This window comes from Ideonella sp. (assembly GCF_044358605.1).
Lineage (GTDB): Bacteria > Pseudomonadota > Gammaproteobacteria > Burkholderiales > Burkholderiaceae_C > Ideonella.
Genome location: NZ_JBIKNQ010000047.1, coordinates 1 through 25,238 on the forward strand (window position 1 = coordinate 1; position 25,238 = coordinate 25,238).

The window sequence follows — 25,238 nt, forward strand, 5'->3', positions numbered from 1 at the left end:
CTACAACCATCGAATTCCTCAACGCGCCCTCAACCACCAGACCCCCATCGAGGCCCTGAAAAAATGGCACGCCTCACACCCCAAGCTCTTCACAAAACGTGTGAATGATCTCCCGGGGCTTGACACCAAAGCCTGAAAGGCCCTACTGGTGATTATTGGAGTCGCAAGTAGAGTGGATTTGATGAGTCCGATGCTTGCTTGGTTTCTCATCAGGAAGGCGGAAGCAAAGGCCTCGATCTTCAAAGTGCGTTGACGCAGTTTGATGCGGTGGCTTCAATTGCAGCCGTGAAGGCCCAGATCGAGCGCAAAGCCTTCCGGGGCTCCGAGTTTCTCTACACCTTGCGCTTGGCCAGCGGCGAGCAAGTGCTGGCCCATGTGCCCTCCCACCACGACCACCAAGTCGGCGAGAGGATCGGCATCCGGCCGCAGGTGGACCATGTGGTGACCTTCGCGCGGCAGTAGGGGCCTTGGGGCGCTGTGTGCGCCTCAGCCTGTGGCCTGGGGCGCCGCGTGCTAAGCCCGGCCCGCGAGCCGCCAGAGCGAGGTGACCTCCACGGAGCGCGCCGCATGCAGGGGGTCCGTGCTGTCTGTGGCCTTGCCATGCACGGGCGGTGTGTCCAGGCGCCCAATCACCTCCAGCCCGGCATCGGCAATGGCCGACAGCAGTTGTGGGCGGGTGCGCAGGCCCAGGTGCTCGGCCAGGTCGGAGAGGATGAGCCAGCCCTCACCCTGAGGGTTCAGGTGCGCGGGCAAGCCTTTCAAAAAGCCCAGCAGCATGGCGCTGCCTTCGTCGTACACCGCGTGCTCAATGGGGGAACTCGGGCGAGCCGGCAGCCAAGGCGGGTTGCAGACGATGAGGTCGGCACGCCCTTCTGGGAACAGGCTGACCTGCGCCAAACGCACACGGTCCGCCACGCCGAGTTGCTGTAGATTTGCCGCCGCGCAGGCCAGGGCGCGGGGGTCTGTATCGGTGGCCGTCACTTGGTGGACGCCACGGCGGGCCAGCACGGCACTGATCACGCCCGTGCCCACGCCGATGTCAAAGGCCGTCAGCGCCGCCGCTGGGCCGGGCAGAGGCGCCGCAGCGACCAAGCCCACGTACTCGCCACGCACAGGCGAAAACACGCCGTAGTGCGGGTAGATTCGGTTGTGCGGCGCAGCGCCCAGTGCGCTGATTTCCACACCATTTTTGCGCCATTCGTAAGCGCTGATGAGGCCCAGGAGTTCGCGCAGCGAGGCCACGCTTTCACCGTCGCCCGGCTGCGGCTCGCCCCACACTTGAGCGCAGGCGGCCCGCGCGTCGGGGCTGCGGCGCAGGGCCAGGCCATAGTCTTCACTGAACGAGAGCAGCACCATGCTGAGTACGCGAGCGCGTTGGGCTTGGGCCTGACGGTGCAGGTGAAAGCCTTTGAGTGCGGCTGCAGCCGCAGCTTCGGCATCTTGCTCACCCACAGCTGTCGTGGGTGCGGCAGCCGGTGCTTGCTTGCGCCCGCGCTTGCCAGAGCGGCCGCTTTGGTCGATGCGGCGGCCCAGGGCTTGTAGCAACTGGCGGGCGTTTTGAAAGTCCCCGCGCCACAGCAGCGCGGTGCCCTCACACGCCAATCGATAGGCGACATCTGCGCTCAGCGTGTCATCCGCCAGCACCACCTTCTTGGGCGCCGCCGCGCCGCGCTCAGAGCGCCAGCGGGCCTGGCAGTCTTGGCCGCCCTCTTGCCAGCGGATGATGGGGTGGCCATGGGGCGCGTTAGAGGGGGCGGCAGGGGCGGCGGGAGAGGGTGTCATGCAAAGCGGCTGGCTGCCGCACGGTTCGGGTATCGGGTAGAGGCGTAGGTGTGGGGTAGATGCGGCTTTGTCGCATCGCTCAGTTCAAGGGCGAACCGACACCAAGCCCAGACGAGGTTATGCCACAGGCTCGGGCACAGAGCCGCCACACCGTCAGTGAGTGGCGCGTAATTCGGCCCCAGGTGGACCCTGTAGTGACGTTCTCGCGGCAGTCGCAAGGTCGTAAAGATCCGCAAAGCGCACCCGCAGTAAGTGGCCGCTCGCGGCAAAAGCCCGTGTTTCGGGGCTTGCTTTGGGTTTGGCGGGATGGTGAGGGCCTCGGCGCGGTCCTATACTCGCGTGGCGGGCAGGACTGCCCGCGTTCACATGGCGAGAAGGCAGGAAAATCATGGGTGCCAAACTGAAAGTTGCGGGCTTGCTGACCCTAGGGGCAGTGGCCGGTGCGTTGACCACCATCCAGTTTCAAGCCATTGCAAGAGGTTCCCAGACGGCGCTGCCGCTGGAAGAAATGCAGCAGTTGGCGGCGGTGTTCGGCATGGTCAAGAACGACTATGTCGAGCCGGTGGATGAGAAAAAGCTCATCACGGACGCCATCAGCGGCATGGTCTCGGGGCTGGACCCGCACTCACAGTTCTTCGACAAGAAGAGTTTTAAAGAATTCCGCGAAGGCACCTCGGGCAAGTTCGTGGGCGTGGGCATTGAGATCGGCATGGAAGACGGCCTGGTCAAGGTGGTGTCCCCCATCGAAGGCTCACCGGCCTTCCGCGCCGGGCTCAAGAGCGGTGACTTGATCACCAAGATCGACGACACGGCCGTCAAGGGCTTGAGCATGGACCAGGCCGTCAAGCGCATGCGCGGCGACCCGGCCACCAAGGTGGTGCTGACGGTGTTCCGCAAGTCGGAGAGCCGCAGCTTCCCTGTCACCATCGTGCGTGAAGAGATCAAGGTCCAGAGCGTGCGGGCCAAGGTGGTGGAGCCGGGCTATGCCTGGCTGCGCGTGAGCCAGTTCCAAGATCAAACCGTCAACGACTTTGTCCGCAAGCTCGACGAGATCTATAAGCAAGAGCCCAACCTCAAGGGCTTGGTGCTTGATTTGCGCAATGACCCGGGTGGTTTGCTCGAAGGCGCGGTGGCGCTGTCGGCGGCCTTCTTGCCAGCGGGGGTCGAGGTGGTCAGCACCAACGGCCAGTTGGCAGACTCTAAAGCCAGCTACAAGGCGCGTCCTGAAGACTATATGCGCCGGGGCGGCCAAGACCCGCTGCGCAAGCTGCCTTCTGCACTGAAGAGCGTGCCGCTGGTGGTGCTGGTCAACGAAGGCTCGGCCTCGGCCAGCGAGATCGTGGCCGGTGCCTTGCAAGACCACAAGCGGGCCGTCATCATGGGTGCGCAAACTTTTGGCAAGGGCTCGGTGCAGACCGTGCGCCCGCTCTCGCCAGAGACGGCACTCAAGATCACCACCGCGCGCTACTACACGCCCAGCGGCCGCTCTATCCAGGCCAAGGGCATCGTGCCGGACATTTGGTTGGACGAGACTGCCGAGGGCAATGTCTTTGCCGCCCTGCGCACCCGCGAGGCTGACCTCGAAAAGCACCTGGGTAACGGTGCTGAAGAGAAGAAGGACGAAGCCCGCGAAAAGGCCCGCGAAGAAGCCCGCAAAAAGCTGGAAGAGCAACTGGCCAAGTCCAGAGACTCGATCAAGCCGTTGCCTGAGTTTGGCAGTGCGGAAGACTTCCAATTGGCGCAAGCGCTGAACAAGCTGCGCGGCCAGCCGGTGATGGTCAGCAAGTCTGTCACTGAGCGCAAGGCCGAGGCCAAGACCGAGTAAGTGACGCCAGTGCACGCGCTGTGACCGACGACGAACTGCTGCGCTATTCGCGCCACATCCTGCTCGACGAGATTGGCGTTGAAGGCCAGCAGCGCCTGCTGGATTCGCACGCGTTGGTCATTGGCGCTGGGGGCTTGGGCTCGCCCGTGGCCTTGTACCTGGCCACGGCGGGCGTGGGCCATATCACCCTGGTGGACCACGACACGGTGGACCTCACCAACCTGCAGCGCCAGATCGCCCACACCCAAGCCCGCGTGGGCCAGCCCAAGGCTGATTCGGCCCGCGAGAGCATGTTGGCCATCAACCCAGGCGCGAAGGTAGAGGTGGTGCGCCAGCGCGCAGACGCAGCCTTCTTGGACCATGCGGTGGCCCAAGCCGATGTGGTGCTGGACTGCAGCGACAACTTCCAAACCCGACATGCGGTGAATGCGGCCTGCGTGAAGCACCGCAAGCCCTTGGTGTCAGGCGCGGCGATTGGCTTTGACGGGCAGATTTCGGTCTACGACACCCGCACGCCAGGCCAGCCCTGCTATGCCTGCGTTTTCCCGCCCGAGAGCACCTTTGAAGAGGTGCGTTGCGCCACCCTGGGCGTGTTCGCGCCATTGGTCGGCATCATCGGCACCATGCAGGCGGCCGAGGCCCTGAAGCTGCTGATCGGCCTGGGCAGCTCGCTGGCTGGGCGGCTGCAAATGCTGGATGGCCGCCACATGCGCTGGGATGAAATTCGCCTGCCTGCGCAGGCGCGGTGCCCGGTGTGCGGTGGCGCTCACTGAGCCGACATCACCCTTTGATACCGCGCAGATTGGCGGTCAACGCTATAAAGACGCATGAGCAAAAAATCTTCTCTCACCGCGCCCAATTTCACTCCCGCTGGCGAAGAGGCTGCAGCCCTCAAGACCCCGCCGCGCTATGACGGCCCGGAAAGCAGCTACCAACTGGCCTTTACCGACAATGAGTTTTTGTTGCGCCCCGAGCTGCGGCCGGTGCGCATGCAGCTAGAGCTGTTGAAGCCCGAGCTGGTGCAGCAAGAGCAAGGCATTGAGCACACCATCGTGATCTTCGGCAGTGCCCGCATTCCGGCCCCTGAAGACGCGCGTGAACACTTGGCCCAGGCCAAAGCGGCCGGCCACGCGCAAGCGGTGGCACAGGCCGAGCAGCGCTTGGCCATGAGCCGCTATTACGACGAAGCCCGGCGCTTTGCCGCCATCGTCACCGAGCGCTCGCGGGCGCTGGCCACGCCCATTGTGGTGTGCACTGGTGGCGGCCCCGGCATCATGGAGGCGGGCAATCGCGGTGCGTTTGAGCAAGGCGGCAAAAGCCTGGGGCTCAACATCGTGCTGCCGCACGAGCAAGCGCCCAACCCCTACATCACGCCCGAGCTGTGCTTTCAGTTCCACTACTTTGCGCTGCGCAAGATGCACTTCTTGATGCGCTCGGTGGCGCTGGTGTGCTTCCCTGGAGGGTTCGGCACCCTCGATGAGCTGTTCGAGACCATGACGCTCATGCAAACCGGCAAGTGCCGCCGCCGGCCCATCTTGCTCTTCGGGCGCGAGTTCTGGACCAAGCTGATCAACTTCGACTGGCTGGTCGAGACCGGGATGATCAGCCCTGAAGACGTGCACCTGTTCCGCTTTGTCGAAAGTGCTGAAGAGGCTTGGCAGATCCTGGCGACGGACTATGGGCTGGAAGCGGAAACCGCCGAAGGCCAGCACGCCGAGGACATGTGAATAAGGGGGCTAGTGTTTTGCCCCTGACCAAAGCGCTGGGGCAGGCCGCACAATGCCACCCCATGCTGAAAACCGTTTCACTCATTGGCGCACCCACCGACATCGGTGCCGGTGCGCGGGGAGCCAGCATGGGGCCAGAAGCCCTGCGCGTGGCCAATATCGCCGCCATCCTGGAGAGCCACGGCCTGACCGTGCTGGACAGAGGCAATCTTTCCGGCCCGGCCAACCCCTGGCAACCCCCGGTGGAGGGCTACCGTCATCTGCCCGAGGTGGTGGCCTGGAACCGCTTGGTGCACGACGCCGTGTATGCCGAGCTGGGCCAAGGCCATTTGCCCATTTTGCTGGGCGGTGACCACTGCCTGGGGCTGGGCTCCATCAGCGCCGTGGCGCGCCATTGCCGCGATGTGGGCAAGAAGCTGCGCGTGCTGTGGCTGGACGCCCATGCCGACTTCAACACCAGCGCCTTGACGCCCAGCGGCAATGTGCACGGCATGCCGGTGGCTTGCCTGTGCGGGCATGGGCCGCAAGAGCTGATCGAGATCGGTGGCAAGGTTCCGGCCATCAGCCCCAAGTGGGTGCGGCAGATCGGCATTCGCAGTGTGGACCCGGGCGAAAAGCGCTTTGTGCATGAGCAAGGCCTGGAGGTCTTTGACATGCGCTACATCGACGAGATGGGCATGCGCCAAGCCATGGAGCTGGCGCTGGCCACCCTGGACGCCAACACCCACCTGCACGTCAGCTTTGATGTGGACTTCCTGGACCCCGACATCGCGCCGGGCGTGGGCACCACCGTGCCGGGCGGCCCCACCTACCGTGAGGCCCAGCTCTGCATGGAGATGATTGCCGACACCGGCCGCATGGCCAGCTTGGACGTGGTGGAGCTGAACCCCGCGCTGGACCTGCGCAACAAGACGGCCATGGTGGCGGTGGATTTGATCGAGAGCCTGTTCGGCAAGAGCACGTTGATGCGGCGTTGAGGCGCCAGCTGACAGGGCTTTATTGCTCAGTGTTGCTGTGTGTGGGGCAGGCGTAAAACACGCAGCCTTGTGCGCTGAATGCGGGCACACTCGCGCAGGGCAATTTGGCAAGGAAGATCACATGAAGTTCACTCACTCGGCCATCGTGGCGTCTGCCTTGGCGGCGCTCACGGCCTGCGGCGGCGGCGGTGGCGCAGAAAGCCCCACCCCACCGCCTACCGGCTTGCCGAGCACCGGCTTGTATGCCAGCACGCAATACAGCGTGGCCCAACTCAAAGAGTACAAAGACGTCAAGTACTCCACGCGGCCCAATGGCGGCGGGCAATTCACCTCGGATCGCACCCGCAGAGAGGAAAAAACCTCACCGACGCTCACCATGCTGATGGACATTTGGGTACCCCCCAATGCCACCGCCAACAAGCTGCAGCCTGCGGTCATCCTCATTCATGGCGGCGCCTTTGTGGCAGGTTCTAAAGAGGATCACCAAGCCAAGGCGCTCAGCTATGCCCAAGCGGGCTATGTGGCGGCCAGCATCAACTATCGCCTGACGCCAGATAACGAGACGGACGCGGCCACCAGGCTGCGTGCTATCACGCATGCGGCTGAAGACATGGCCAATGCAGTGCGTTATCTCAAGGCCAATGCGGCCACCTACCGCATTGACACCACGCGACTGGCCACCATTGGCAGCTCGGCCGGTGGTGCGCTGTCGCTGACGAACGCTATCACGGGTGATGAATTGGCCGGTACGGTCTCCGATTACCCAGGCGTGTCGGCCAAGGTGGCTGCCGCCGTCTCTACGGGGGCGACATTGATCGACAGCCTGGTAGACACCACACCCCTGCTGCGCTTTGATGCCACTGACAGTCCGGTTCAACTGTTCCACGCCAATCCCACCGATCCCGTGACCGGTGCCACCTGGAGCGGCAACGTGCTGCTGACTCAGCAGCGCATCAATGGCAGTGGCAACAGCTGTGTCGTGGTCGATCAAGGCACGGGGCATACCGTGGACCTCGAACTGGGCGGCACCTGGTGGCCCTCGGTGCAAAGCTTTTTGTGGCCCAAGCTGCGCTTGGACGCCTTGCGCTGATCAACGGCGGTCTGCGCGGCTTTCGTCGTCACAGGGCCCATGGCGGCGCCTGAAGTCGCGCGGGTGCAGGGCGCGGGCGTCGGCATGAACGCCCTTCTTGTCTTGGCGGGCCTGCCGCTCTTGCGCGGCATAAGGCCCTAAGTCTTCGCGGAAGCGGTAGCTCCAGGCTTGGCCCTCACGCACCAAGGCTTCACCCACGTCGGTCGGCCCGCTGTGTAGACGGGCCAGCACGCGGCCGTGTTGGTCGCGGCCTGTGACTGTCATGCTCAAGGGAGCGGCTTGCGTCCAGCGTTGCAGCGCTGCCTGGGCAGTGGGGCCGCCTGCTTGGCACAACTCCGGCGCGTCTATGCCTTGAATGCGGACTTTGGTCCGGCGGCCTTTGTCGGCCAAAGGTTTCACCCATAAGGTGTCGCCGTCGCTGATGCGCAGCACTTGCACCCGCACAGCAGGTTCTGCCGTTGCTTTGTAGGGCGTCGCCCAAGCACCCCAACAGGCGGCCGCCAAAGCGCCACCCAGGGCTAGCGCCCGCAGCGTGTTCATGCGCCCTCCGCCAGCGTGCCCACCAGCCACCAGACAAACAGGCCCAGCAGAGCCAGCCACAGGGCGACGATCAGCACGGCGCCCCACCATAAGCGTGGCAAAGTGAGTGCCTGCTCTTTGGCGGCACGCATGCAGTCTTGCCACAAGGCATCAGGCACCCAGCGAACGATCAGGGTGATGCCCAGCGGAATCAACACCAAGTCATCCAGCTGCCCCAACACTGGGATGAAGTCTGGGATCAGATCGATGGGGCTGAGCGCATAGGCCAGCACAAACACCGTCAGGGCGCGCGCGGCCCAGGGCGTTCGGGGGTCTTTGGCCAAGCGCCACAGTGCAATCAAGTACGTGGTCAGGCGGGCACTACTGGCTAAGCGAAGGATGCGTTTGGTGCGGCTCACGGGTGCAAGTGTCGCAGTGCGGAGCACCCGGTGTGCCGGAGCGCTCGGGTTAACCCAAGCAAAAGGCAGGGGCTGTGCTCGATTTGGAACTATTTCGGGGCAGGCACAGGCTTTGCGTAAGCGGGTCCACTTGATTCACTCACCTCGTTCTGGAGCCCTCATGACCTCGACCCTGCGCACCCTGTCTGCCCTTTCGCTGTTGGCTTTGGCCAGCGTCTCTGCCCAAGCCACGCCGGATGGCCTGAAGGTCTACAACCAGAACTGCGCCATGTGCCACACCCCCGGCTTGGCCAATTCCCCCAAGCTGGGCGACAAAGCGGCCTGGGCGCCTCGGGTGGCCACGGGCCGTGCTGCGTTGCTGGAGTCCACGATCAAGGGCAAAGGTGCCATGCCCCCACGGTCCGGCAACCCCAAGCTGACCGACGAAGAACTGGCGGCCGGGCTGGATTACATGCTGGCCTCGGTGAAGTAAGCCTGCGCGGCAGTCAGGCCGCCAAGATCCACCCTTCCAGCGGGTCCACACCTTCGGGCCAGCCCCAGCGCGGCTGGGTGCAGGCCCAGGCAGCTTGCAGCAGGCAGAGCACGGCGTCGAGCTTGTCGGCCTGCGGGTCGTCCACCAGGGCTTCGCGCTGGGCATGGCTGAGCTTGAGCCGCAGGCCCAGCCGGGTGCGGCCTTGTTCCAGCGCGTCGACCAAGTCTTTGCGGGCAATCAGGCGTTCGGGCGTCTGGCGGGCCGCGTCGTCGGCCTTGTAGGAGCGCTGGCCCAGCACTTCACGGGCCAAGAGGCCGGGGTAGGCTTCCAGCGCCACGTGCTGCGGGTCCCCGGTGGCCAAGCCGGGCAGGCTCACCCCCGCCGCGCGCAGCAGCGGCACCCCGGCATGCAGCATATAGGCCACCGGCGGGTTGACCCATTTCATCGACGGCGACGATCCAGCGGGCTTATCGCAGGCGCGGTGGGCAAATTTCTGCCCGACGGGCCGGGCGGCACAAAAGGCCGCAAACGTGTCACGAATCTGCGCCCGGCTGAGCTGGGCGTAATGGTCCATCAGCCCTGTCCAGTCGGTGGGCCAACCCAGGTGTTCCACCAACTCACGCGGCAGGCCGAAGGGCAGGTCAAACCCGCCCACCCAGGGCTCCGGGCGCTTCAGCCAAGTGCCAAAGTCGCTCAAAGAGGGCAGGGCCAACAGGCCGCCCAGCCGCACCACTGAGCCGATGCGCTCGCCCTGCGCCACGACGATGGGCTTGCGCGCCGTGGGGCTGCTGGAGAAATCCACCCCGATCAGAGGGGGCCAAGGGGCAGCCAGCGGGGGCAGAGGATGGGAGAAGGCAGGGGCCATGAGGAGGGGCATTCTGCCCAGGGTTTGGGGCCTAGTGTGGTGTTCGGCGCTGTCTGGCCCCATAAGCCGTGCCTTTTGCGCCAGGGCGGTGTTGCAAATCCTCGCGATACCAAGGGGTATCGCTGTGGTTTGCGCCTAGCCCTGACCCAAAAACCATCGGCTTGATGGGTGCCATCCAGCGCCGACCACCACACTTGCCGCCAACAAGGGACAATCAGGCCTTGCGATGCGCGGGTGCCTCCCCCGCTGCCGCCCCCGAACGCTGGTGTTTTTTGCTCATGTCTTCCCCCACTCTTGCTGCGGCCCGTCCTGCTGCGACCCTGCCCGAAAAGCCCAAAGCCCTGACGGCCTATCGGCCCTTCTGGGCCAAACGCTTTGGCACGGCGCCGTTTTTGCCCATGAGCCGCAAGGAGATGGACCAGCTTGGCTGGGACAGTTGCGACATCATCATCGTCAGCGGCGACGCCTATGTGGACCACCCCAGCTTCGGCATGGCCGTGATTGGCCGGGTGCTGGAGGCGCAAGGCTTTCGCGTGGGCATCATTGCCCAGCCCGACTGGAGCAGCGCGGACGCCTTCAAGGCCTTGGGCGCGCCCAACCTGTTCTTTGGCGTGGCCGCCGGGAACATGGACTCCATGATCAACCACTATACGGCCGACCGGAAAATCCGCTCGGACGATGCCTACACGCCCGGTGGCGTGGCGGGCAAGCGGCCCGACCGTGCGACCTTGGTCTACACCCAACGCTGCCGCGAAGCCTTCAAAGACGTGCCCGTCATCATTGGCGGCATCGAGGCCTCGCTGCGTCGCATTGCGCATTACGACTACTGGCAAGACAAGGTGCGTCGCTCGGTGCTGGTGGACAGCAAGGCCGACCTGCTGCTCTATGGCAATGCCGAGCGCGCCATCATTGAAGTGGCCCACCGCCTGGCCCGCAAAGAGCCGATTGAGGCCATCACCAATGTGCGCGGCACGGCCTTCATGCGCCGCTCAGACGACCCGAACCTGGCCGGCTGGTTTGAGGTGGACTCCACCGAGGTGGACACCCCGGGCCACATCGACGCGCTGCTGAGCCCCTACCAAACCACCGAAGAAACTGCGGCCGAGCAAGGCGTGGATTGCGCCAGCACCAAGGCTGAGGCCACGCCCCCCGCCCTGGACGCCCAGGGCGGTTCGGGCTTCAGCGAGCCCAGCGTCAAGCCCGTGATGCTGGTGCGCAGCCCCTTGCAAAAGAGCGACAGCCGCGCCCTGGTGACGCCGCGCGACCGCACGGTGATCCGCCTGCCTGCCTATGAGCAGGTCAAGAGCGACCCGGTGCTCTATGCCCATGCCAGCCGTGTGCTGCACCTGGAGACCAACCCCGGCAATGCCCGCGCCCTGGTGCAAAGCCATGGCGAAGGCCATGCCCAGCGCGATTTGTGGGTCAACCCGCCGCCGCTGCCGCTGAGCATGGCCGAGATGGACCATGTGTTTGACCTGCCCTATGCGCGCTCGCCGCACCCGGCCTATGCCGATGCCTCGGGCCGCCATGACGCCGAGACCAAGATCCCCGCGTGGGAGATGATCCGCTTCAGCGTCAACATCATGCGCGGCTGCTTTGGCGGCTGTACCTTCTGCTCCATCACCGAGCATGAGGGTCGCATCATCCAGAGCCGCAGTGAAGACTCGGTGATCCGCGAGGTTGAAGAGATCCGCGACAAGGTCAAGGGCTTCACCGGCGTGGTGAGTGACCTGGGCGGCCCCACCGCCAATATGTACCGCCTGGGCTGTAAAACCCCAGAGATCGAGGCAGCCTGCCGCAAACCCTCTTGTGTGTACCCGGGCATCTGCCCCAACCTCAAGACCGACCATGCGCCGCTGATCAAGATGTACCGCCGCGCACGCGCCTTGCCCGGCATCAAGAAGATTTTGATCGGCTCAGGTTTGCGTTATGACCTGGCGGTTGAATCGCCCGAGTATGTGAAAGAGCTGGTCACCCACCATGTGGGCGGCTATCTCAAGATCGCGCCCGAGCACACCGAGGGCGGGCCACTCACGAAGATGATGAAGCCGGGCATTGGCACCTATGACCGCTTCAAGGCCTTGTTCGAGCAGTTCAGCGCCGAGGCCGGCAAGAAGCAATTCCTGATTCCCTACTTCATCGCCGCCCACCCCGGCACCAGCGATGAAGACATGATGAACTTGGCCGTCTGGTTGAAGCACAACAGCTTCCGCGCAGACCAGGTGCAGACCTTCTACCCCAGCCCCATGGCCACGGCCACGGCCATGTACCACTCGGGGCTGAACCCACTCAAGGGCATCAGCCGCGATGCGCGCAAAGGCGAGAAGGTGGACATCGTCAAGGGCGACAAACGCCGCCGCCTGCACAAGGCCTTTTTGCGCTACCACGACCCCAACAACTGGCCGCTGCTGCGCGAGGCCTTGCAGACCATGGGCCGCGCCGACCTGATCGGCAATGGCAAGCATCACCTCATTCCCAACTGGCAGCCGGCCACTGAGGGGGCCTACGTCAGCCCACGCCGGGCCAACTCCACCCCAGCACCAGCGCCTACAGCGCGCAAGGCGGGCGGGCAGCCGGTCAAAGGCCAGGTGTTGACGCAACACACGGGCTTACCCCCGCGCCAAACGGGCGCAAGGCCCAGCGTGGGCAAGCCGCAGCGCGCTGCGGCGGCGCCGTCGGCTCGGCCCTCCGGCTCAGCCCGCAAAAAGACAGGCCGCTGAGCACCCCCGGAAGTTAGGGGCTCCCCCTTGAGTGAAGCGTGACAGCGTTGCTGCGCTGTTGCTCAATCGAGGTGTCCTGCATTGACGCAGTGCAGGGTCATTTCGATTCACTCACGTTGGAGATAGCTATGTTTCTTTCGGCACACTGGAAGTCCATTGGGCTCGCGATGGTCAGCACCTGCCTCGTTAGCTCAGCCTTGGCGGAAAGCGTAACCCCCATGCGTGCCAAGGTGGCTGCGCACCAGAAGGAGAGGGCCAAGCAGTTGGGCGTGAACTTGAAGCCCAATGGCGATGTTGCGCCCTTGGTCGTCGGTGGCACACCTGCAGAACCTGGCAGTTGGCCTTTCTTTGTGGCGCTGATGGACAGCAACGTAGCGACGAACTCTAAAGCGCAGTTCTGCGGCGGCTCGCTGATCAGCCCGCGCCATGTGCTCACCGCAGCACACTGCGTGGAAGGCAGCAGTCCCAGCGAGGTTCAGATCTTGGTCGGCACGCTCAGCCTTCTTGAAGGCGGGCGGCGTGTCAACACATCGGCCATCACCATTCACCCCAAGTACACCAGCCAAGATTTTGATGTCGCGGTGATTGAGCTGGCCGAGGCCGTCAATGACATCACCCCGGCCAAGTTTGTGGATTCACCACGGATCGAGCGGCAAGTGGCCCCTGCAGGCACGCCAACCATGGCCATGGGCTATGGCACGACCAAGTTCCTGGGCAAGTCGTCTAACGTGGTGTTGGAAGTGGAGATGCCGATTGTGGACCGTGCCACCTGCAATGGCCCGGGCTCGTACGACGGAGACATCGGCAAGCAAGAGATTTGCGCCGGCCTGATGGGCGTGGGCGGCAAGGACACCTGCCAAGGCGACTCTGGTGGCCCACTGTTCGCCAAGGGCAGCACCGGCGCCTTCGACACTCAAGTTGGGGTGGTGAGTTGGGGTAACGGCTGCGGCAAGGCCAACTATCCCGGTGTCTACGCGCGGCTGGGGACCCTAGGCGCCTGGGTGCGCGCGCAGATCAGCGCTCCTTGAGGAATCCACAAAACAGGCCGCCCATGAGGGCGGCCCTTTGCTGCTCAACCGAGATACTGAGCAGCATGCGACCTTTGCCAACCTCATCGGGCGCGCCCAGCGTATAAGAGCAACTGTCAGGGGTTGACGCAGCACGCGCGCTGCCACCGCGCGCCGTGAATGCTCGCCAAGCTGGGGTCAAGCTGCAACGTGGCAGTGCTGCGCCGTCGTCAAGGCGCACAGCGCCAAAGCGCAAAAAGACCACTCGCTCATCACCGTCAGAATTAGGGGCTCCCCCCAGAGTGATGCGTGACAGCGTGGCTTGGCTCCCGCCTAATTCCCACACCTTGCGATGAACCTCGCCGGGCATATGCACAAACAGATTTTTGGAGATCAAGATGTTTAAAGGTTTGAAGATTGAGCAGATCAGTCTGGCCGTTCTCAGTGTTGGCCTGATGGGCTCCGCCATGGCCGAAGGCGTCACTCCGTTCAGGGCCAAGGTGGCAGCACATCAACTGGAGCGGGCCAAGCAATTGGGGGTCGAGCTTGACCAAGCGGGTGACATCAACACCATGGTGGTGGGCGGAACCCCTGCGGCTGCTGGCACCTGGCCCTTCTTTGTGGCATTGGTGGACTCCAGGATCTCGAACAATCTGAACGCCCAGTTTTGTGGCGGCACTTTGGTGGGTCCGAGCCATGTGTTAACCGCTGCGCACTGCGTCTCCGGCACCAAGCCCAAGCAATTGCAGCTTTTGGTCGGAACCCTGAGCTTGCGCGAAGGAGGGCGGCGCATCAATACCAAGACCATCACCATTCATCCGAACTACAAAGGCGGCGATCATGATGTGGCGGTGATTGCACTGGCCACGCCTGTCAATGACATCACCCCGGTAAAGTTTGTGGACTCAGCCGCCACCGAAAAGGCCGTGGCACCCTCTGGCGCGCCGACCATGGGTGCCGGCTATGGTGCAACCAGTGAAGGCGGCCCGGGGTCAGATGTGGTGTTGGAAGTTGAGGTCCCCATCGTGGCCCGCAAAACTTGCAATGGTCCCCAGGCCTACGATGGTCGGGTCAGCAAGCAAGAGATTTGTGCTGGTGTGATGGCCACAGGCGGTAAGGACACCTGCCAAGGGGATTCTGGTGGGCCCTTGGTGGGCAAGGGATCGACGGGAGCCTGGGACACGCAAGTGGGCGTGACGAGCTGGGGTGATGGTTGTGCCCGCGCCAACAAGCCGGGCATCTACTCTCGCCTCGGTACTCTGGGCGCATGGGTGCGTTCGCAGATCACCGCACCTTGAGCCTGCACTGAAAAGGCCGCCCGAAGGGGCGGCCTTTTGCATTGAAGAAACAGCAGCCTAGTTCGGCAGCTTCCAAGTGCCGCCTTGGATCGGGACCAAAACGCGTGCGCGTTGGTCCAGGCCCAGGCGGGCGCGAGGCCAAAGGGCAGGAAATGCCTTGAATGTTCTTGCCGCCAACGCACAGGTCTTGGGTTCACCAGGCCGTTGTGCGCAGCAAGTCAAGCGTGGGTTCGTTGAACTCCCCGATGTTGGGGAAGATGGTGGGCAGGTCGCTGGCGGGCACGCCCATCCAGGTGGCCAAGGTGGCCCCAAGTTGGTCAACCGAGATACTGGGCAGCATGCGCCCTTGGCCTACCTCATCGGGCGCACCCAGCGTATAGGAGCAACTGTCCCCCACCCATTGCTGGGGTGCCACGGATTGCCCCATCACCAGATGATGTCCGCCCCATCCGTGATCCGTACCACTGCCATTGGTGGTCAAGGAGCGACCAAAGTCAGAAGCGGTGAAGGTGAGTACCTGGCGACCCAAGCCATGATGGTTCATCAAGTCCTGAAAGTAAGACATGGACTCTGCCACTTGCGCAAGCAGGTCTCCATGCAGCAGGTTGGCGTCGCTGTGAAGATCAAAGCCGCCTAAAGACACGAAAAAGGTCTGCCGTTTCAAGCCCAGGGTGCCGCGCGCCGCAATCAATCGAGCCACCATATTGAGCTGGTCCCCCAAGGCAGTGATGGGAAAGTCGAAACGACTGGGAATGCTGCTCAAGGCGCTTTCTAACTGGTCCGCGCCCGCCTGTGCTGTTTGCGTCCGGGTGGCAAGCTCTTGCATCATCAGGTGTGAGCTTGGGCGCGTCAACGAGGCCACAATGGCGGACTGCGCGCCCGAAGCACCAGGGATGGGCTCTACACGGATAGGCCCGGCCGATGTGACCACAAACTCTTGGGTCAGCTGGCCTACTGAATACACCGCACCTGAATCGACGGATATCGCGCTGAAGAGTGACTGCTGCTGACCAGAGCTCGCTTCCAACATGTCGGCAATGCGGCCGCCCCATCCGCTACTTGCCCCTTCAGTCACGAGGGACTGCCAGAGGCAGAACTGGTCGTTATGCGACATCAGTTTGGGCGGGAGGTTGCGTTGCGCAAAGTAGTCTTCGCGCGTGACTGGGCGACGCAAGGTGCCGACCCGCAAGGCCAACGCGAGCTCGCCGCGCTGATGTACCGCCTGCAAATTGTGCAGCCTAGGGTTGAGCGACAAGGATTGCCCATTGGGCAAAGGGCGGGCCAGGGACAGACGGTAGGGCAACAAGGCCTCAAGCGGCAAAGCCAAGGAGCCGCGCGTGAGGCTATAGGCACGGTGGTGGAGGGCGTCTGAGGGCACCAGTGTGTTGTAGCTGTCATTGCCGCCATACAAGAAGATGCACACCAGGGCCCGATAGTCGTTGGGCAGCGTGGCTGCCGAGGCCGCTGTCATGGCGGCCAAGTTCAGTCCCAAGGGGGCCGCCGCACCCAATGCAGCGAATCGAGCTGCGTGGCCTAGAAAGGCTCGCCGTGATACCGGGCTATTCATGGGTTTCCTTAGGCGCTTTGAATCAGGCAGGCTGAGCTTGATGCCACGAGCTGCAAGGCCACCTGGACCCGAAGCTCGCGGCGCTTAGAGGGCACCTGTTGGACAACACTCAGATAGGTGCTGGCATCCGCAGCCGACAAGGTCGCCCCCGTCAACAAGAGGCTGACTCTTTGCAGGAGCTTGCTGGGCTGGGCGGCCAGGTCGGTGAGATGACGAAGGTCGGTCAACAAGAAGTTGCCGCCCGTGCGCACAAACTCATTGATCTTGTTCACCGAGGCACCAATGACGGGGCCAACAAGGAGTTGAAACTCTGGGCCAACCAGGCCCAAGCGCGCCAAGTCTGATTGGGGAGGCACGTAGCCGGGGCGAAAGAAATTGAACACCGACGGCGCTCTGAGCGGCGACTGTCCAATGCCCGTCGATGCATTGCTGAGGTTGGCGACCGGAAACACCACCGTGCCAGGGTCACCGACCTCCATGGCGCGCGCCACAGCCACCAGGCGCAGCATGGGCTCACGTGGTTTGCCGAAAGTGCTTGAGCTGCCCACGGTGGGCGGTGTACGTGCTTCTGGATCCATGAAGATGGCACGAATCAGGGCCTTCATGTCGCCCCGAACACCCAAGCCGTTGTTGTTGAACGCTGCACTGACTCGCCCGATATAGGCGCTGCTCGGGTTGCTGGTCACCAGCCGCTGAATCAGTTGGCGCCCAATGAACGGTGCCACATTGGGGTGCAAGAAGATCGCATCGAGCGCTTGGGTAAGACTGGCCTGGGCTGGAGTCCCGGCGGGAATCGTGGTGCCTAAGAACTGCTTGACTTCGGGCGAATGCCGTTCGGGCCGGATCTGCATCGGCCTCGCCCAATGAGCCAGAGGGTGCTGACCAGCGATGGGCGTGGCAACGACCCATCCGGTGAACACGCGTGCGAGGTTGAAGACATCACTCTGGCTGTAGGTCTCTTCAGCTTGGCCGTCGCGGAGCTTCAAACTGCCGTCAGCTTGGAGCTGATACAGGCCGATGGAGAACAACTGCATCAGCTCACGCGCAAAGTTCTCGTCGGGAACACGCACTTCTTGGCCGGTGGCGTCGTACTCTGCTTTGGCGTTGTCTCGGTGCGAGAGAAAAACACCCATCGCCGCGCTGGTGGCCACGCCCTCTAACAAGGCGCGAAAGTTTCCGAACGCATGCTCGCCCAGCATGTCAACATAGCCTGCAGCAGTGACTTGATGAGGCCCAATACCGATCGTGCCCACCTTGGTGGTGATCACAAAGATCTCCAACAAGGCCGCAATGATCCGTTGCCTCAGCTGATCAGGGCCGGTCATCATCACCCGCCAAGCTTCATTGAGCATCAGCTCAGAGTTAGACGGGCCGAAAACGGGAATCGTGTACGTCCAGCTACCCAAAGCCAGGTTCTGCGCTAACACTCGGTCTGTATGGGGCTCTGTACGGGGGGCCGAAAACTGAGCTTCGAGCCATTGAGAGAAGCCCATGGTACGCACTGCGGCCAAGGAGGCCACGGTGGGTCCAAAGCTCGCTTGCGCCAAGAACCTGGCAGCGGCTTCAGCATCCGCCAGCCCTGTGCCTTTGGGTGCAAAGGCAGCGCTAAGTTGTTCGGGCGTGTAGGCCAGGTAGCGGGCCTGAGCGCCGGGCTCCGACCCATCGGCCTGTGCGGCAAGGCGTCTGGTGGGACTGGGTTCCTCAATGTCTTCTGTACAGCCGGACACTGACGCTGCTAGCAGCCCCGCTGCCACCAAAGTCTGAGTGCTGGGGCGTGCGGCTAGAGGGCCTGTGGAATCTATTTGGGGCATCACGAAGGTTGATGAAAGCTATAAGCTAACTTGATAATGAGATGGAAGTATCGTGAATAGTGTGTCGATTTCATCCCTCATCTTGGTATGTAAAGGTAAAACTTGGCGAAGGTGTGGCGCGAGCGTATCCACCGATGCCAGGGAGCAACGACTCAGGTGGACCGCTGCATGCCCCCAGACCAGCAGCGGAAGAGGCTTGCTCCTAAGGCCACCAAAAGAGCGGCAGGCCATTGGCCGATGTGCCTGACGCGGCGGCAAAAAAAGAGGCACCTTGCGGTGCCTCTGTGCGGGGAGCCGGAAGGCTGCGTCGCTTTAGTTCTGCAGCTTCCAGGTGCCGCCTTCAATCTTGACCATCACGCGAGCGCGCTGGTCCAAGCCCAGGTGGTCGCCGGGGCTCATGTTGAAGATGCCGTGGGCACCGGGCATCTCTTTGATTTGCTCCAGTGCGTCACGCAGTGCTGCGCGGAAGGCGGGCGTGCCGGGTTGGGCCTTCTTCAAGGCCGCAGGGACGGCAGTGGCCATCAGTTGGCCCGCGTCCCAAGCGTGAGCGCCAAAGGTAGAGATGATGCCTTTGCCATAGACCGCTTCATACTTGGTCACATACTCCGTGGCGCTCTTCTTGACTGGGTGGTTGGCAGGCAGTTGCGCAGCCACCAGCACCGGGCCGGAGGGCAGGAAGGTGCCTTCGACGTTCTTGCCGCCCACGCGCAGGAAGTCGTTATTGGCCACGCCGTGGGTCTGGTAGACCTTGCCCTTGTAGCCGCGCTCGACCAAGGCCACTTGGGGCAGGGCGGCGGGGGTGCCCGAGCCTGCGATCAGGATGGCGTCGGGGTTGGCGGCGACCAACTTCAAGATCTGCGCCGTCACCGAGGCGTCGGTACGGTTGTAGCGCTCGGAGCCCACCACTTGCAGGCCCTTCAGGCCAGCAGCCTTGCCGAACTCTTGGAACCAGCCTTCACCATAGGCATCCGCAAAGCCGATGAAGCCCACGGTCTTGACCTTATGGTCGGCCATGTGCGAGGCGATGGCGAGCGACATCATGATGTCGTTCTGTGGGGTCTTGAAAACCCAGCGGCGCTTGGCGTCCACCGGCTCGACGATGCGGGCCGAGGCCGCCATCGAGATCATCGGCACTTGGGCTTCAGCGACCACGTCGATCATGGCCAGCGAGTTGGGCGTGGTGGTGCTGCCCAGCACGATGTCGACCTTGTCATCAGTGATCAGGCGGCGGGTATTGGCCACGGCCTTGGTGGTGTCTGATGCATCGTCCAGCACGATGTAGGTGACCTTCTTGCCCGCGATGGTGGTGGGCAGCAGCGAGATGGTGTTCTTCTCGGGGATGCCCAGCGAGGCAGCAGGTCCGGTGGAGGAGACGGTGACTCCCACCTTAATCTCTGCGAATGTGGCGCCAGCGGCCATCAGGGTGGCCGTGGCCACCAGCGTCTTGATCATCTTCTTCACTGCGTTGTCTCCTTGACGTGAGGGGAAGGGGAAAAGGACTCGGGCTGCAGGGCCTGCAGCCCTCCCATGAACAGATCGGCCACCAGCGGCGCCATCTGTTCATGCGAAAGCGGCCCATCAGGGCGGAACCAGGTGAACATCCAATTGATCATGCCGAACAGCAACATGGTCAGCGGCTTGTGCAAGTCGGCCCCTTGCAGGGCCGGCCTGTAGCGTGCAACGGCTGAGGAGAAAGCGGCGACGACACGCCGCTGCACCCCCAGCACGCGGGCGCGCTCTTCTTCGGCCAATAAAGCGACGTCTTCAGTCAGCACGCGATGTTCGTTTTGCGCGTTGGCATATTCGTGCACAAAGGCCGAGATCAGGGCGCGCAGGTGATTGGCGGGTGGCAGTTGCTGCGCGGCGATCTCGTCGACCACCGCCTCTAGGCGCAAGACATGGGCCTCGGCCACATCGACCAGCAGTTCATTCTTGTCGCGCACATAGTGGTAGAGCGCGGCCTTAGAGACCCCACAGGCCGCAGCCACCTGGTTCATGGAGGTGGCTGCATAGCCCTGGGCGGCGAACAAAGCAGCGGCTTGCCGCAGGATGTGTTCGCGTTGGTCGTCGTAACCGGCAGAGCGAGGTCGAGCCATGGGGGCAGAGTGAGTCAGTGAGCGCGGAGTATCACCCGGCTCACTTAGGCCGCTGGTCGATCACGCGCCGGGCCTTGCCCACCAGCGTGCGTTCCACCGACTCCGGGTCGCCGATCTTGATGCGGGTGGACACGCCCACCAGCGTCTTGATGCGGTGCTGCAACTCTTTGGCCATGGCGTTGCGGTCAGCCTGGGCGTGGGTCGGCAGCACCTCGCAGCGCACCTCGACTTCGTCCAGCAGGCCTTGGCGGCTGACGACGATCTGATACTGGCCAGACAGGCCCTCGGTCTGCAGCACCAGCTCTTCAACCTGGGTCGGGAACATGTTCACGCCCCGGATGATCAGCATGTCGTCCGAGCGGCCCACGATCTTGCCGATGCGGCGCATGCTGCGCGAGGTGGGCGGCAGCAGCCGGGTCAGGTCGCGCGTGCGGTAGCGAATGACCGGGAAGGCCTCTTTGGTGAGGGTGGTGAAGACCAGCTCACCTTCTTCGCCGTCGGCCACGGGCTCGCCGGTCTCGGGGTTGATGATCTCGGGGTAGAAGTGGTCTTCCCAAATCACCGGGCCGTCTTTGCTCTCCACGCATTCGCTGGCCACACCCGGGCCCATCACTTCAGACAAACCGTAGATGTCCACGGCGTCGATGTCGGCATCGGCCTGGATCTGGCGGCGCATTTCGTCCGTCCAGGGCTCGGCCCCAAAGATGCCGACCTTGATGGACATCTCGCGCGGGTCGCGCCCTTGGCGGCGGAACTCCTCAATGATCACCTGCATATAGCTGGGCGTGACCATGATGATGTCGGGCTGGAAGTCGGTGATCAATTGCACCTGCTTCTCGGTTTGGCCACCCGACATGGGGATGACCGTGCAGCCCAATTTCTCGGCGCCGTAATGGGCACCCAAGCCGCCGGTGAAGAGGCCGTAGCCATAGGCGATGTGGATGATGTCGCCCGCTCGGCCACCAGCGGCGCGGATGGAGCGGGCCACCAAGCCTGCCCACATGTCGATGTCGTTTTGTGTGTAGCCGACCACCGTGGGCTTGCCGGTGGTGCCCGACGACGCATGCACCCGCACCACGCGCTCGCGCGGCACGGCAAACATGCCAAAGGGGTAGTTGGCGCGCAGGTCGTGCTTGGTGGTGAAGGGGAACTTGGCGATGTCAGCCAAAGTCTTCAAATCATCTGGGTGTACGCCTTTGGCGTCAAACGCTTGGCGGTAATGCGGCACATTGGCATACACATGCTGCAGCGTGGCCTTCAGGCGCTTGAGTTGCAGGGCTTGGATCTCGTCGCGGCTGGCGCGCTCGATGGGGTCCAAATCGCCAGGGGCAGGGTGCTTGACCGTCATGGGGCTAGTCTCTGATTCAGTAGTTAAGCAGTGGGCAGCAGCGGCTTGCCCTTGAGTGTGTAGGAGCGGCCACGAAAGATGGCCACGCGCACCCCAGCCTGGTTGGTCACGGTGATGTCGTACACCCCCGTGCGACCGGACTTGCTTTGCTCCACGGCGGTGGCCGTCAGCACATCGCCCTGGCGGGCGGGGGCCATGATGTTCACATCGAAGCCAGAGGCCACGGTGATCTCGTTATAGGCATTGCAGGCAAAGGCAAAGGCCGAATCCGCCAAGGTGGTGATCAGCCCGCCGTGGCAGGTGTCGTGTCCGTTGAGCATGTCCTCGCGCACCGTCATGCTCAGCACCGCGCCACCGGGGCTGATGGCCTGGATCTGCATGCCCAGGGCTTTGGAGGCGCGGTCATTGGCCCACATGGCATCACGGCAGGCTTCGGCCACGCGCTGGGCGTTCAGGGCATCACTCATCTCAGCGGTCCTTGAACTGCGGCGCCCGCTTTTGCTGGAAGGCCTGGACGCCCTCGCGGAAGTCATGGGCATGGCCTAACTCGCGCTGCCAATGCGCCTCCAGGCTCAGGGCCTGCTCCAGGGTCATTTGTGCGGCTTCATCCAAGGTGCGGCGCGTGGCGGCCAGGGCCTGAGAGGGCATGGCGGCCAAGCGGCTGGCCAGCGCTTGCACCGTGGCGCTGAGCTGATCGTCGTCCACGCATTGCCAGATCATGCCCATACGCTCGGCGGCCTCGGCGCTGAGCTTGTCGCCCGTCATCGCCAAGCCCAGCGCGCGGGCGCGGCCCACCACGCGGGGCAGCAGCCAGGTGCCGCCGCAGTCAGGGATCAGGCCGATCTTGGAGAAGGCCTGGATGAAGCTGGCCGAGCGTGCCGCAATAGCGATGTCGCAGCCCAGGGCCAAATTGGCGCCCGCACCGGCGGCCACGCCATTGACCATGGCAATCACCGGCACCGGCATGGCTTGGATGCGCAGGGCCAGCGGGCGGTAGTTGGCCTCGATGACGGCGCCAATGTCGACTTGGCCTTGGGCATCGGGCACCATGGCTGGGTCGTTCAAATCTTGTCCGGCGCAAAAGCCGCGGCCCGCACCCGTCAACACCACGGCGCGCACGCTCTCGGTGGCTGCGGCTTCGTCCAACGCCAGGCGCAATTGGGCATGCATCTCGGCCGTGAAGCTGTTCAGGGCTTGCGGGCGGTTCAGCGTCAGCGTGCGCACTGCGCCGCTGTCGTTCACCAACACCAAGGCGTCAGACATGGGGTCTCCTTCATTAATATACCGACCGGTCGGTTAATCATAGGGAGCCCCCCAGTTTGACGCAAGACAAAAGCGCCCCAGATTCACCTGGGGGTTTCCACTAGAGGCGGGCTGCGACAGCGTCTTAAAGCGCGAGGCCTGTGCAGGATTTGGCTGCGACGCCAGTGCGCTTCCAGGCTTTGCACAGAGGAAGCTAGACTGTCGGATTCGCCGGGCGTGGGCCTGGCGCTTCATTGCATTGATTCAGGGAGCTTTTGCATGAGCAAAGTGGGTTTGTGGGTCGCTGGCGGCGCCGTCGCCGTGGTGGCTGCGGGTGCGGCGGGCACGGTGATGTCCGGCAACAAGATCGAAGCCAAGATGACGACTGAGACCCGGCAGGTGCTGGACAAGCTCTCGCCCTTGGTGACGGTGCAGGAGTTGAAGTACGACAAAACCTTCACGGGCGCTACCCGCACACTCACGCTTAAGCTGGGCTGTGGCGACACCTCCTTCCCCCTGACTTGGCGCGACCGCATCCAGCACGGCCCCCTGCCGGGCTTTAACAGCGTGGGTGGCGCCGTCATCGACTCTGAGTTTGTGCTCGCCGACGACGTGAAGGCCAAGCTCAAAGAAGCCATCGGTCTAGATGCTGCACCGTTGACGATGCACAGCGTCGTCAGCTTGGGCGGCGACATCACCAGCGATTTGGCCATGCCCAGCGTCAAGGCCAAGCTGCCCGATGGCACGCAACTGACCTGGCAAGGCCTGACGGCACGCAGCGTGCAAAAGGGTGCCACCACGCACTACGACATGGCCATGCCCAGCCTGGAGATGGTGGACGCCGACAGCGGTGCGGTGGTGAAGATGGTGGGCTTCAAGTCCACCGGCGAGGCCAGCACCGGCAAGTACTGGTGGGCCTCTCCGGGCACCGCCACGGGCGAGATCGCCAGCATTGAAGTGGCCGGCAAGCCCGAGGACGGCGAAGCTGTGAAGCTGTTGATGAAGGGCGCGAAGTTCAGCTCCAAGGTCAGCGTTGACGGCGACTTGCTGAGCACCGCTGCCGAAGGCAGCACATCGCTGGAAATCAACGGTCACAAGGTCGACAAAGTGCTGTGGCAAGAGTCGGCCAAGCGCATTCACTTGCCCACCATCGAAGAGATCGCGCTGTCCTTCCTCAACAAGGAGAACATGGGCCTGATCTGCCAGGGCGAGGCCGGCAAGGCCGCCTTGGAGCAAAAGATGCAGCAAGCCGGGGCAGAGCTGCCCATGAAGCTGATGGCCCTGCTGCCGCACAACCCCGAGTACAGCGTCGACAAAGTGGCCGCGACCTACCAAGGCAAGGAAGGCGAAGTGGGCTACTCCCTGGGCACCCAAGGCGTGACCGCCGAAGAAGTCAAGCCCGGTGCGATGAACCCCATGGTGCTCCTCAAGAAGGTGGTGGCTTCTGCACAAGTGAAGGTGCCCACTGCGTGGCTGCGCGCCATTGCCGATGCCTCCAAGGGCGATGGTGAGGCCCCCACCGACGAAGCCATTAACGCCATGATTGAGCCGGCCATTGCCCAAGGCTTTGTGGTACGTGAAGGTGACTTCTTGGTGGCCAAGGCCAGCTTCAAGAACGGCGCCGCCACCTTGAACGGCAAGCCCATGCCCATCCCAGGTTTGCCACCGGTGGCGCCGCAATAAGCCCACTCAGCCCCGCTTAACGCAAGCCCCCCGCTCACTCCGGGGGGCTTTTTCTTGCGCGGTCAATGGCTAAACAGCCGGTGCATCTGGGCGTAGCGCAACAGCTCCACGTTGTTGTTCACGCCCAGCTTGCGGCGCAGCAGCGTTTGCAAATTGGCCACGGTCTTGGGGGAGTTGCACAGGCGCTGGGCGATGTCGTCCAGGCTCATGCCTTCCACCAAGAGCCGCATCACATCGAACTCGCGGCCGCTGAGTTGCGTGTGTGCGGGGGCGTCTTGAGGGGCCGTCGGCTCGGCGTCTGAGACCACGAAACGCCCGCTCATTACTTGGCGAACAGCCTCAATCAACTCATCCGGCGAGCGGCTCTTGGCCACAAAGCCATGCGCGCCTGCGGCCAGGGTTTGCTGGATCATGGCGGCGCTGTCGTGCATGGTGAACATCAGCACCCGCAGCGAGGGCCAGCGCAGGGCCACACGCCGCAGCAGGTCTAGGCCACTGCGGCCGGGCATGGACAAATCCAGCACCATCACCTCGGCCGCCGCGCCGGCTTGCGGGGCTTGGGCCTGCAGCCAGTCCAGCGCCGAGTCCGCGTCGCCAAATTCGCCCACCACGCGCAGGTCGGGCTCCAGCTCCATCAGGCGGCGGCAGCCGGTGCGCACCACCGCATGGTCGTCCACCAGCAGCACACGCAACACAGAGGGGAGAGTCGGCGCAGTCATGCCGCAAGCGTAGCAGGCAGGCTGCTCATCCTGGTGCGGGGCTGCAAGTCAGGAAGAATTCCCGACCGATC

Annotated in this window: 22 protein-coding genes and 1 pseudogene; 11 read left to right on the plus strand and 12 right to left on the minus strand. The window is 63.4% G+C overall.

The genetic code is table 11. The features are described 5' to 3' along the window. Positions 1-282: 282 nt before the first annotated feature. Positions 283-462: pseudogene (locus ACIQ3Q_RS15890) on the plus strand (TOBE domain-containing protein); the annotation flags it as partial. 51 nt (positions 463-513) lie between these two features. On the opposite strand, the gene ACIQ3Q_RS15895 reads toward ACIQ3Q_RS15890, so the two are convergent. Beyond that, on the minus strand, positions 514-1,782 hold the full coding sequence (locus ACIQ3Q_RS15895) for a methyltransferase (protein ID WP_396270148.1): 1,269 nt from the start codon (positions 1,780-1,782) through the stop codon (positions 514-516). A 388-nt stretch (positions 1,783-2,170) separates the two neighbouring features. Between ACIQ3Q_RS15895 and ACIQ3Q_RS15900 the strand changes: the two genes are divergently transcribed. The 5 genes from ACIQ3Q_RS15900 to ACIQ3Q_RS15920 all read left to right on the plus strand — a co-directional run bounded on the left by ACIQ3Q_RS15900 (position 2,171) and on the right by ACIQ3Q_RS15920 (position 7,401). After that, the gene (locus ACIQ3Q_RS15900) at positions 2,171-3,607 is read left to right on the plus strand and encodes a S41 family peptidase (RefSeq protein WP_396270149.1); all 1,437 of its coding nucleotides are present in this window, start codon (positions 2,171-2,173) and stop codon (positions 3,605-3,607) included. 20 nt (positions 3,608-3,627) lie between these two features. After that, complete coding sequence (locus ACIQ3Q_RS15905; protein WP_396270150.1) at positions 3,628-4,380, plus strand: HesA/MoeB/ThiF family protein; 753 nt, start codon at positions 3,628-3,630, stop codon at positions 4,378-4,380. 54 nt (positions 4,381-4,434) lie between these two features. Further along, positions 4,435-5,334 (plus strand): LOG family protein, encoded by a 900-nt coding sequence (locus tag ACIQ3Q_RS15910; protein WP_396270151.1) that lies wholly within the window; start codon positions 4,435-4,437, stop codon positions 5,332-5,334. A 62-nt stretch (positions 5,335-5,396) separates the two neighbouring features. After that, positions 5,397-6,311 (plus strand): arginase, encoded by a 915-nt coding sequence (gene rocF, locus ACIQ3Q_RS15915; protein ID WP_396270152.1) that lies wholly within the window; start codon positions 5,397-5,399, stop codon positions 6,309-6,311. Positions 6,312-6,432: 121 nt separating this feature from the next. Next, a complete protein-coding gene (locus ACIQ3Q_RS15920; RefSeq protein ID WP_396270153.1) occupies positions 6,433-7,401 on the plus strand; it encodes an alpha/beta hydrolase fold domain-containing protein in 969 nt (322 codons plus the stop codon). On the opposite strand, the gene ACIQ3Q_RS15925 is transcribed toward ACIQ3Q_RS15920, so the two are convergent. Next, positions 7,402-7,941, minus strand: a complete 540-nt coding sequence (locus ACIQ3Q_RS15925; protein ID WP_396270155.1) for a thermonuclease family protein — start codon at positions 7,939-7,941, stop codon at positions 7,402-7,404. It abuts the gene before it with no gap. Further along, complete coding sequence (locus ACIQ3Q_RS15930; RefSeq protein WP_396270156.1) at positions 7,938-8,339, minus strand: YkvA family protein; 402 nt, start codon at positions 8,337-8,339, stop codon at positions 7,938-7,940. The genes ACIQ3Q_RS15925 and ACIQ3Q_RS15930 overlap by 4 nt, the downstream gene beginning before the upstream one ends. 160 nt (positions 8,340-8,499) lie before the next feature. Between ACIQ3Q_RS15930 and ACIQ3Q_RS15935 the strand changes: the two genes are divergently transcribed. Continuing rightward, complete coding sequence (locus tag ACIQ3Q_RS15935) at positions 8,500-8,811, plus strand: c-type cytochrome (protein ID WP_396270157.1); 312 nt, start codon at positions 8,500-8,502, stop codon at positions 8,809-8,811. Positions 8,812-8,824: 13 nt separating this feature from the next. On the opposite strand, the gene ACIQ3Q_RS15940 is transcribed toward ACIQ3Q_RS15935, so the two are convergent. Beyond that, complete coding sequence (locus ACIQ3Q_RS15940; protein ID WP_396270158.1) at positions 8,825-9,676, minus strand: DUF429 domain-containing protein; 852 nt, start codon at positions 9,674-9,676, stop codon at positions 8,825-8,827. Between the two features lie 278 nt (positions 9,677-9,954). Here ACIQ3Q_RS15940 and ACIQ3Q_RS15945 point away from each other — a divergent pair, with 278 nt between their 5' ends. From ACIQ3Q_RS15945 to ACIQ3Q_RS15955, 3 genes are all read left to right on the plus strand, one after another. Further along, on the plus strand, positions 9,955-12,396 hold the full coding sequence (locus tag ACIQ3Q_RS15945; protein ID WP_396270159.1) for a YgiQ family radical SAM protein: 2,442 nt from the start codon (positions 9,955-9,957) through the stop codon (positions 12,394-12,396). Between the two features lie 218 nt (positions 12,397-12,614). Then, positions 12,615-13,424, plus strand: coding sequence for a S1 family peptidase (locus tag ACIQ3Q_RS15950; RefSeq protein ID WP_396270160.1), 810 nt, complete (start codon positions 12,615-12,617; stop codon positions 13,422-13,424). Positions 13,425-13,801: 377 nt separating this feature from the next. Then, positions 13,802-14,701: a serine protease gene (locus ACIQ3Q_RS15955; protein WP_396270161.1), complete on the plus strand. Its 900-nt coding sequence runs from the start codon at positions 13,802-13,804 to the stop codon at positions 14,699-14,701. Positions 14,702-14,894: 193 nt separating this feature from the next. Here ACIQ3Q_RS15955 and ACIQ3Q_RS15960 read toward each other — a convergent pair whose 3' ends face one another. The 7 genes from ACIQ3Q_RS15960 to paaG all read right to left on the minus strand — a co-directional run bounded on the left by ACIQ3Q_RS15960 (position 14,895) and on the right by paaG (position 22,786). Continuing rightward, positions 14,895-16,268, minus strand: coding sequence for a DUF1501 domain-containing protein (locus ACIQ3Q_RS15960; protein WP_396270162.1), 1,374 nt, complete (start codon positions 16,266-16,268; stop codon positions 14,895-14,897). 8 nt (positions 16,269-16,276) lie between these two features. Further along, positions 16,277-17,995: a DUF1800 family protein gene (locus ACIQ3Q_RS15965; RefSeq protein ID WP_396270163.1), complete on the minus strand. Its 1,719-nt coding sequence runs from the start codon at positions 17,993-17,995 to the stop codon at positions 16,277-16,279. Positions 17,996-18,391: 396 nt separating this feature from the next. Continuing rightward, entirely contained in the window at positions 18,392-19,531 is a 1,140-nt protein-coding gene (locus ACIQ3Q_RS15970; RefSeq protein WP_396270189.1) for an ABC transporter substrate-binding protein, read from the minus strand. A gap of 5 nt (positions 19,532-19,536) precedes the next feature. Further along, positions 19,537-20,175 carry a TetR/AcrR family transcriptional regulator gene (locus ACIQ3Q_RS15975; protein ID WP_396270164.1) on the minus strand — a complete coding sequence of 213 codons (639 nt, stop codon included), beginning with the start codon at positions 20,173-20,175 and terminating at the stop codon, positions 19,537-19,539. Positions 20,176-20,215: 40 nt separating this feature from the next. Beyond that, positions 20,216-21,523 carry a phenylacetate--CoA ligase PaaK gene (paaK, locus tag ACIQ3Q_RS15980; protein WP_396270166.1) on the minus strand — a complete coding sequence of 436 codons (1,308 nt, stop codon included), beginning with the start codon at positions 21,521-21,523 and terminating at the stop codon, positions 20,216-20,218. Between the two features lie 23 nt (positions 21,524-21,546). After that, entirely contained in the window at positions 21,547-21,990 is a 444-nt protein-coding gene (gene paaI, locus ACIQ3Q_RS15985) for a hydroxyphenylacetyl-CoA thioesterase PaaI (RefSeq protein ID WP_396270167.1), read from the minus strand. A gap of 1 nt (position 21,991) precedes the next feature. Then, on the minus strand, positions 21,992-22,786 hold the full coding sequence (gene paaG, locus ACIQ3Q_RS15990; RefSeq protein WP_396270168.1) for a 2-(1,2-epoxy-1,2-dihydrophenyl)acetyl-CoA isomerase PaaG: 795 nt from the start codon (positions 22,784-22,786) through the stop codon (positions 21,992-21,994). A gap of 258 nt (positions 22,787-23,044) precedes the next feature. On the opposite strand from paaG, the gene ACIQ3Q_RS15995 reads away from it, so the two are divergent. Beyond that, a complete protein-coding gene (locus ACIQ3Q_RS15995; RefSeq protein WP_396270169.1) occupies positions 23,045-24,448 on the plus strand; it encodes a YdgA family protein in 1,404 nt (467 codons plus the stop codon). A 62-nt stretch (positions 24,449-24,510) separates the two neighbouring features. Here ACIQ3Q_RS15995 and ACIQ3Q_RS16000 read toward each other — a convergent pair whose 3' ends face one another. Further along, on the minus strand, positions 24,511-25,167 hold the full coding sequence (locus ACIQ3Q_RS16000) for a response regulator (RefSeq protein WP_396270171.1): 657 nt from the start codon (positions 25,165-25,167) through the stop codon (positions 24,511-24,513). Positions 25,168-25,238: the final 71 nt, after the last annotated feature.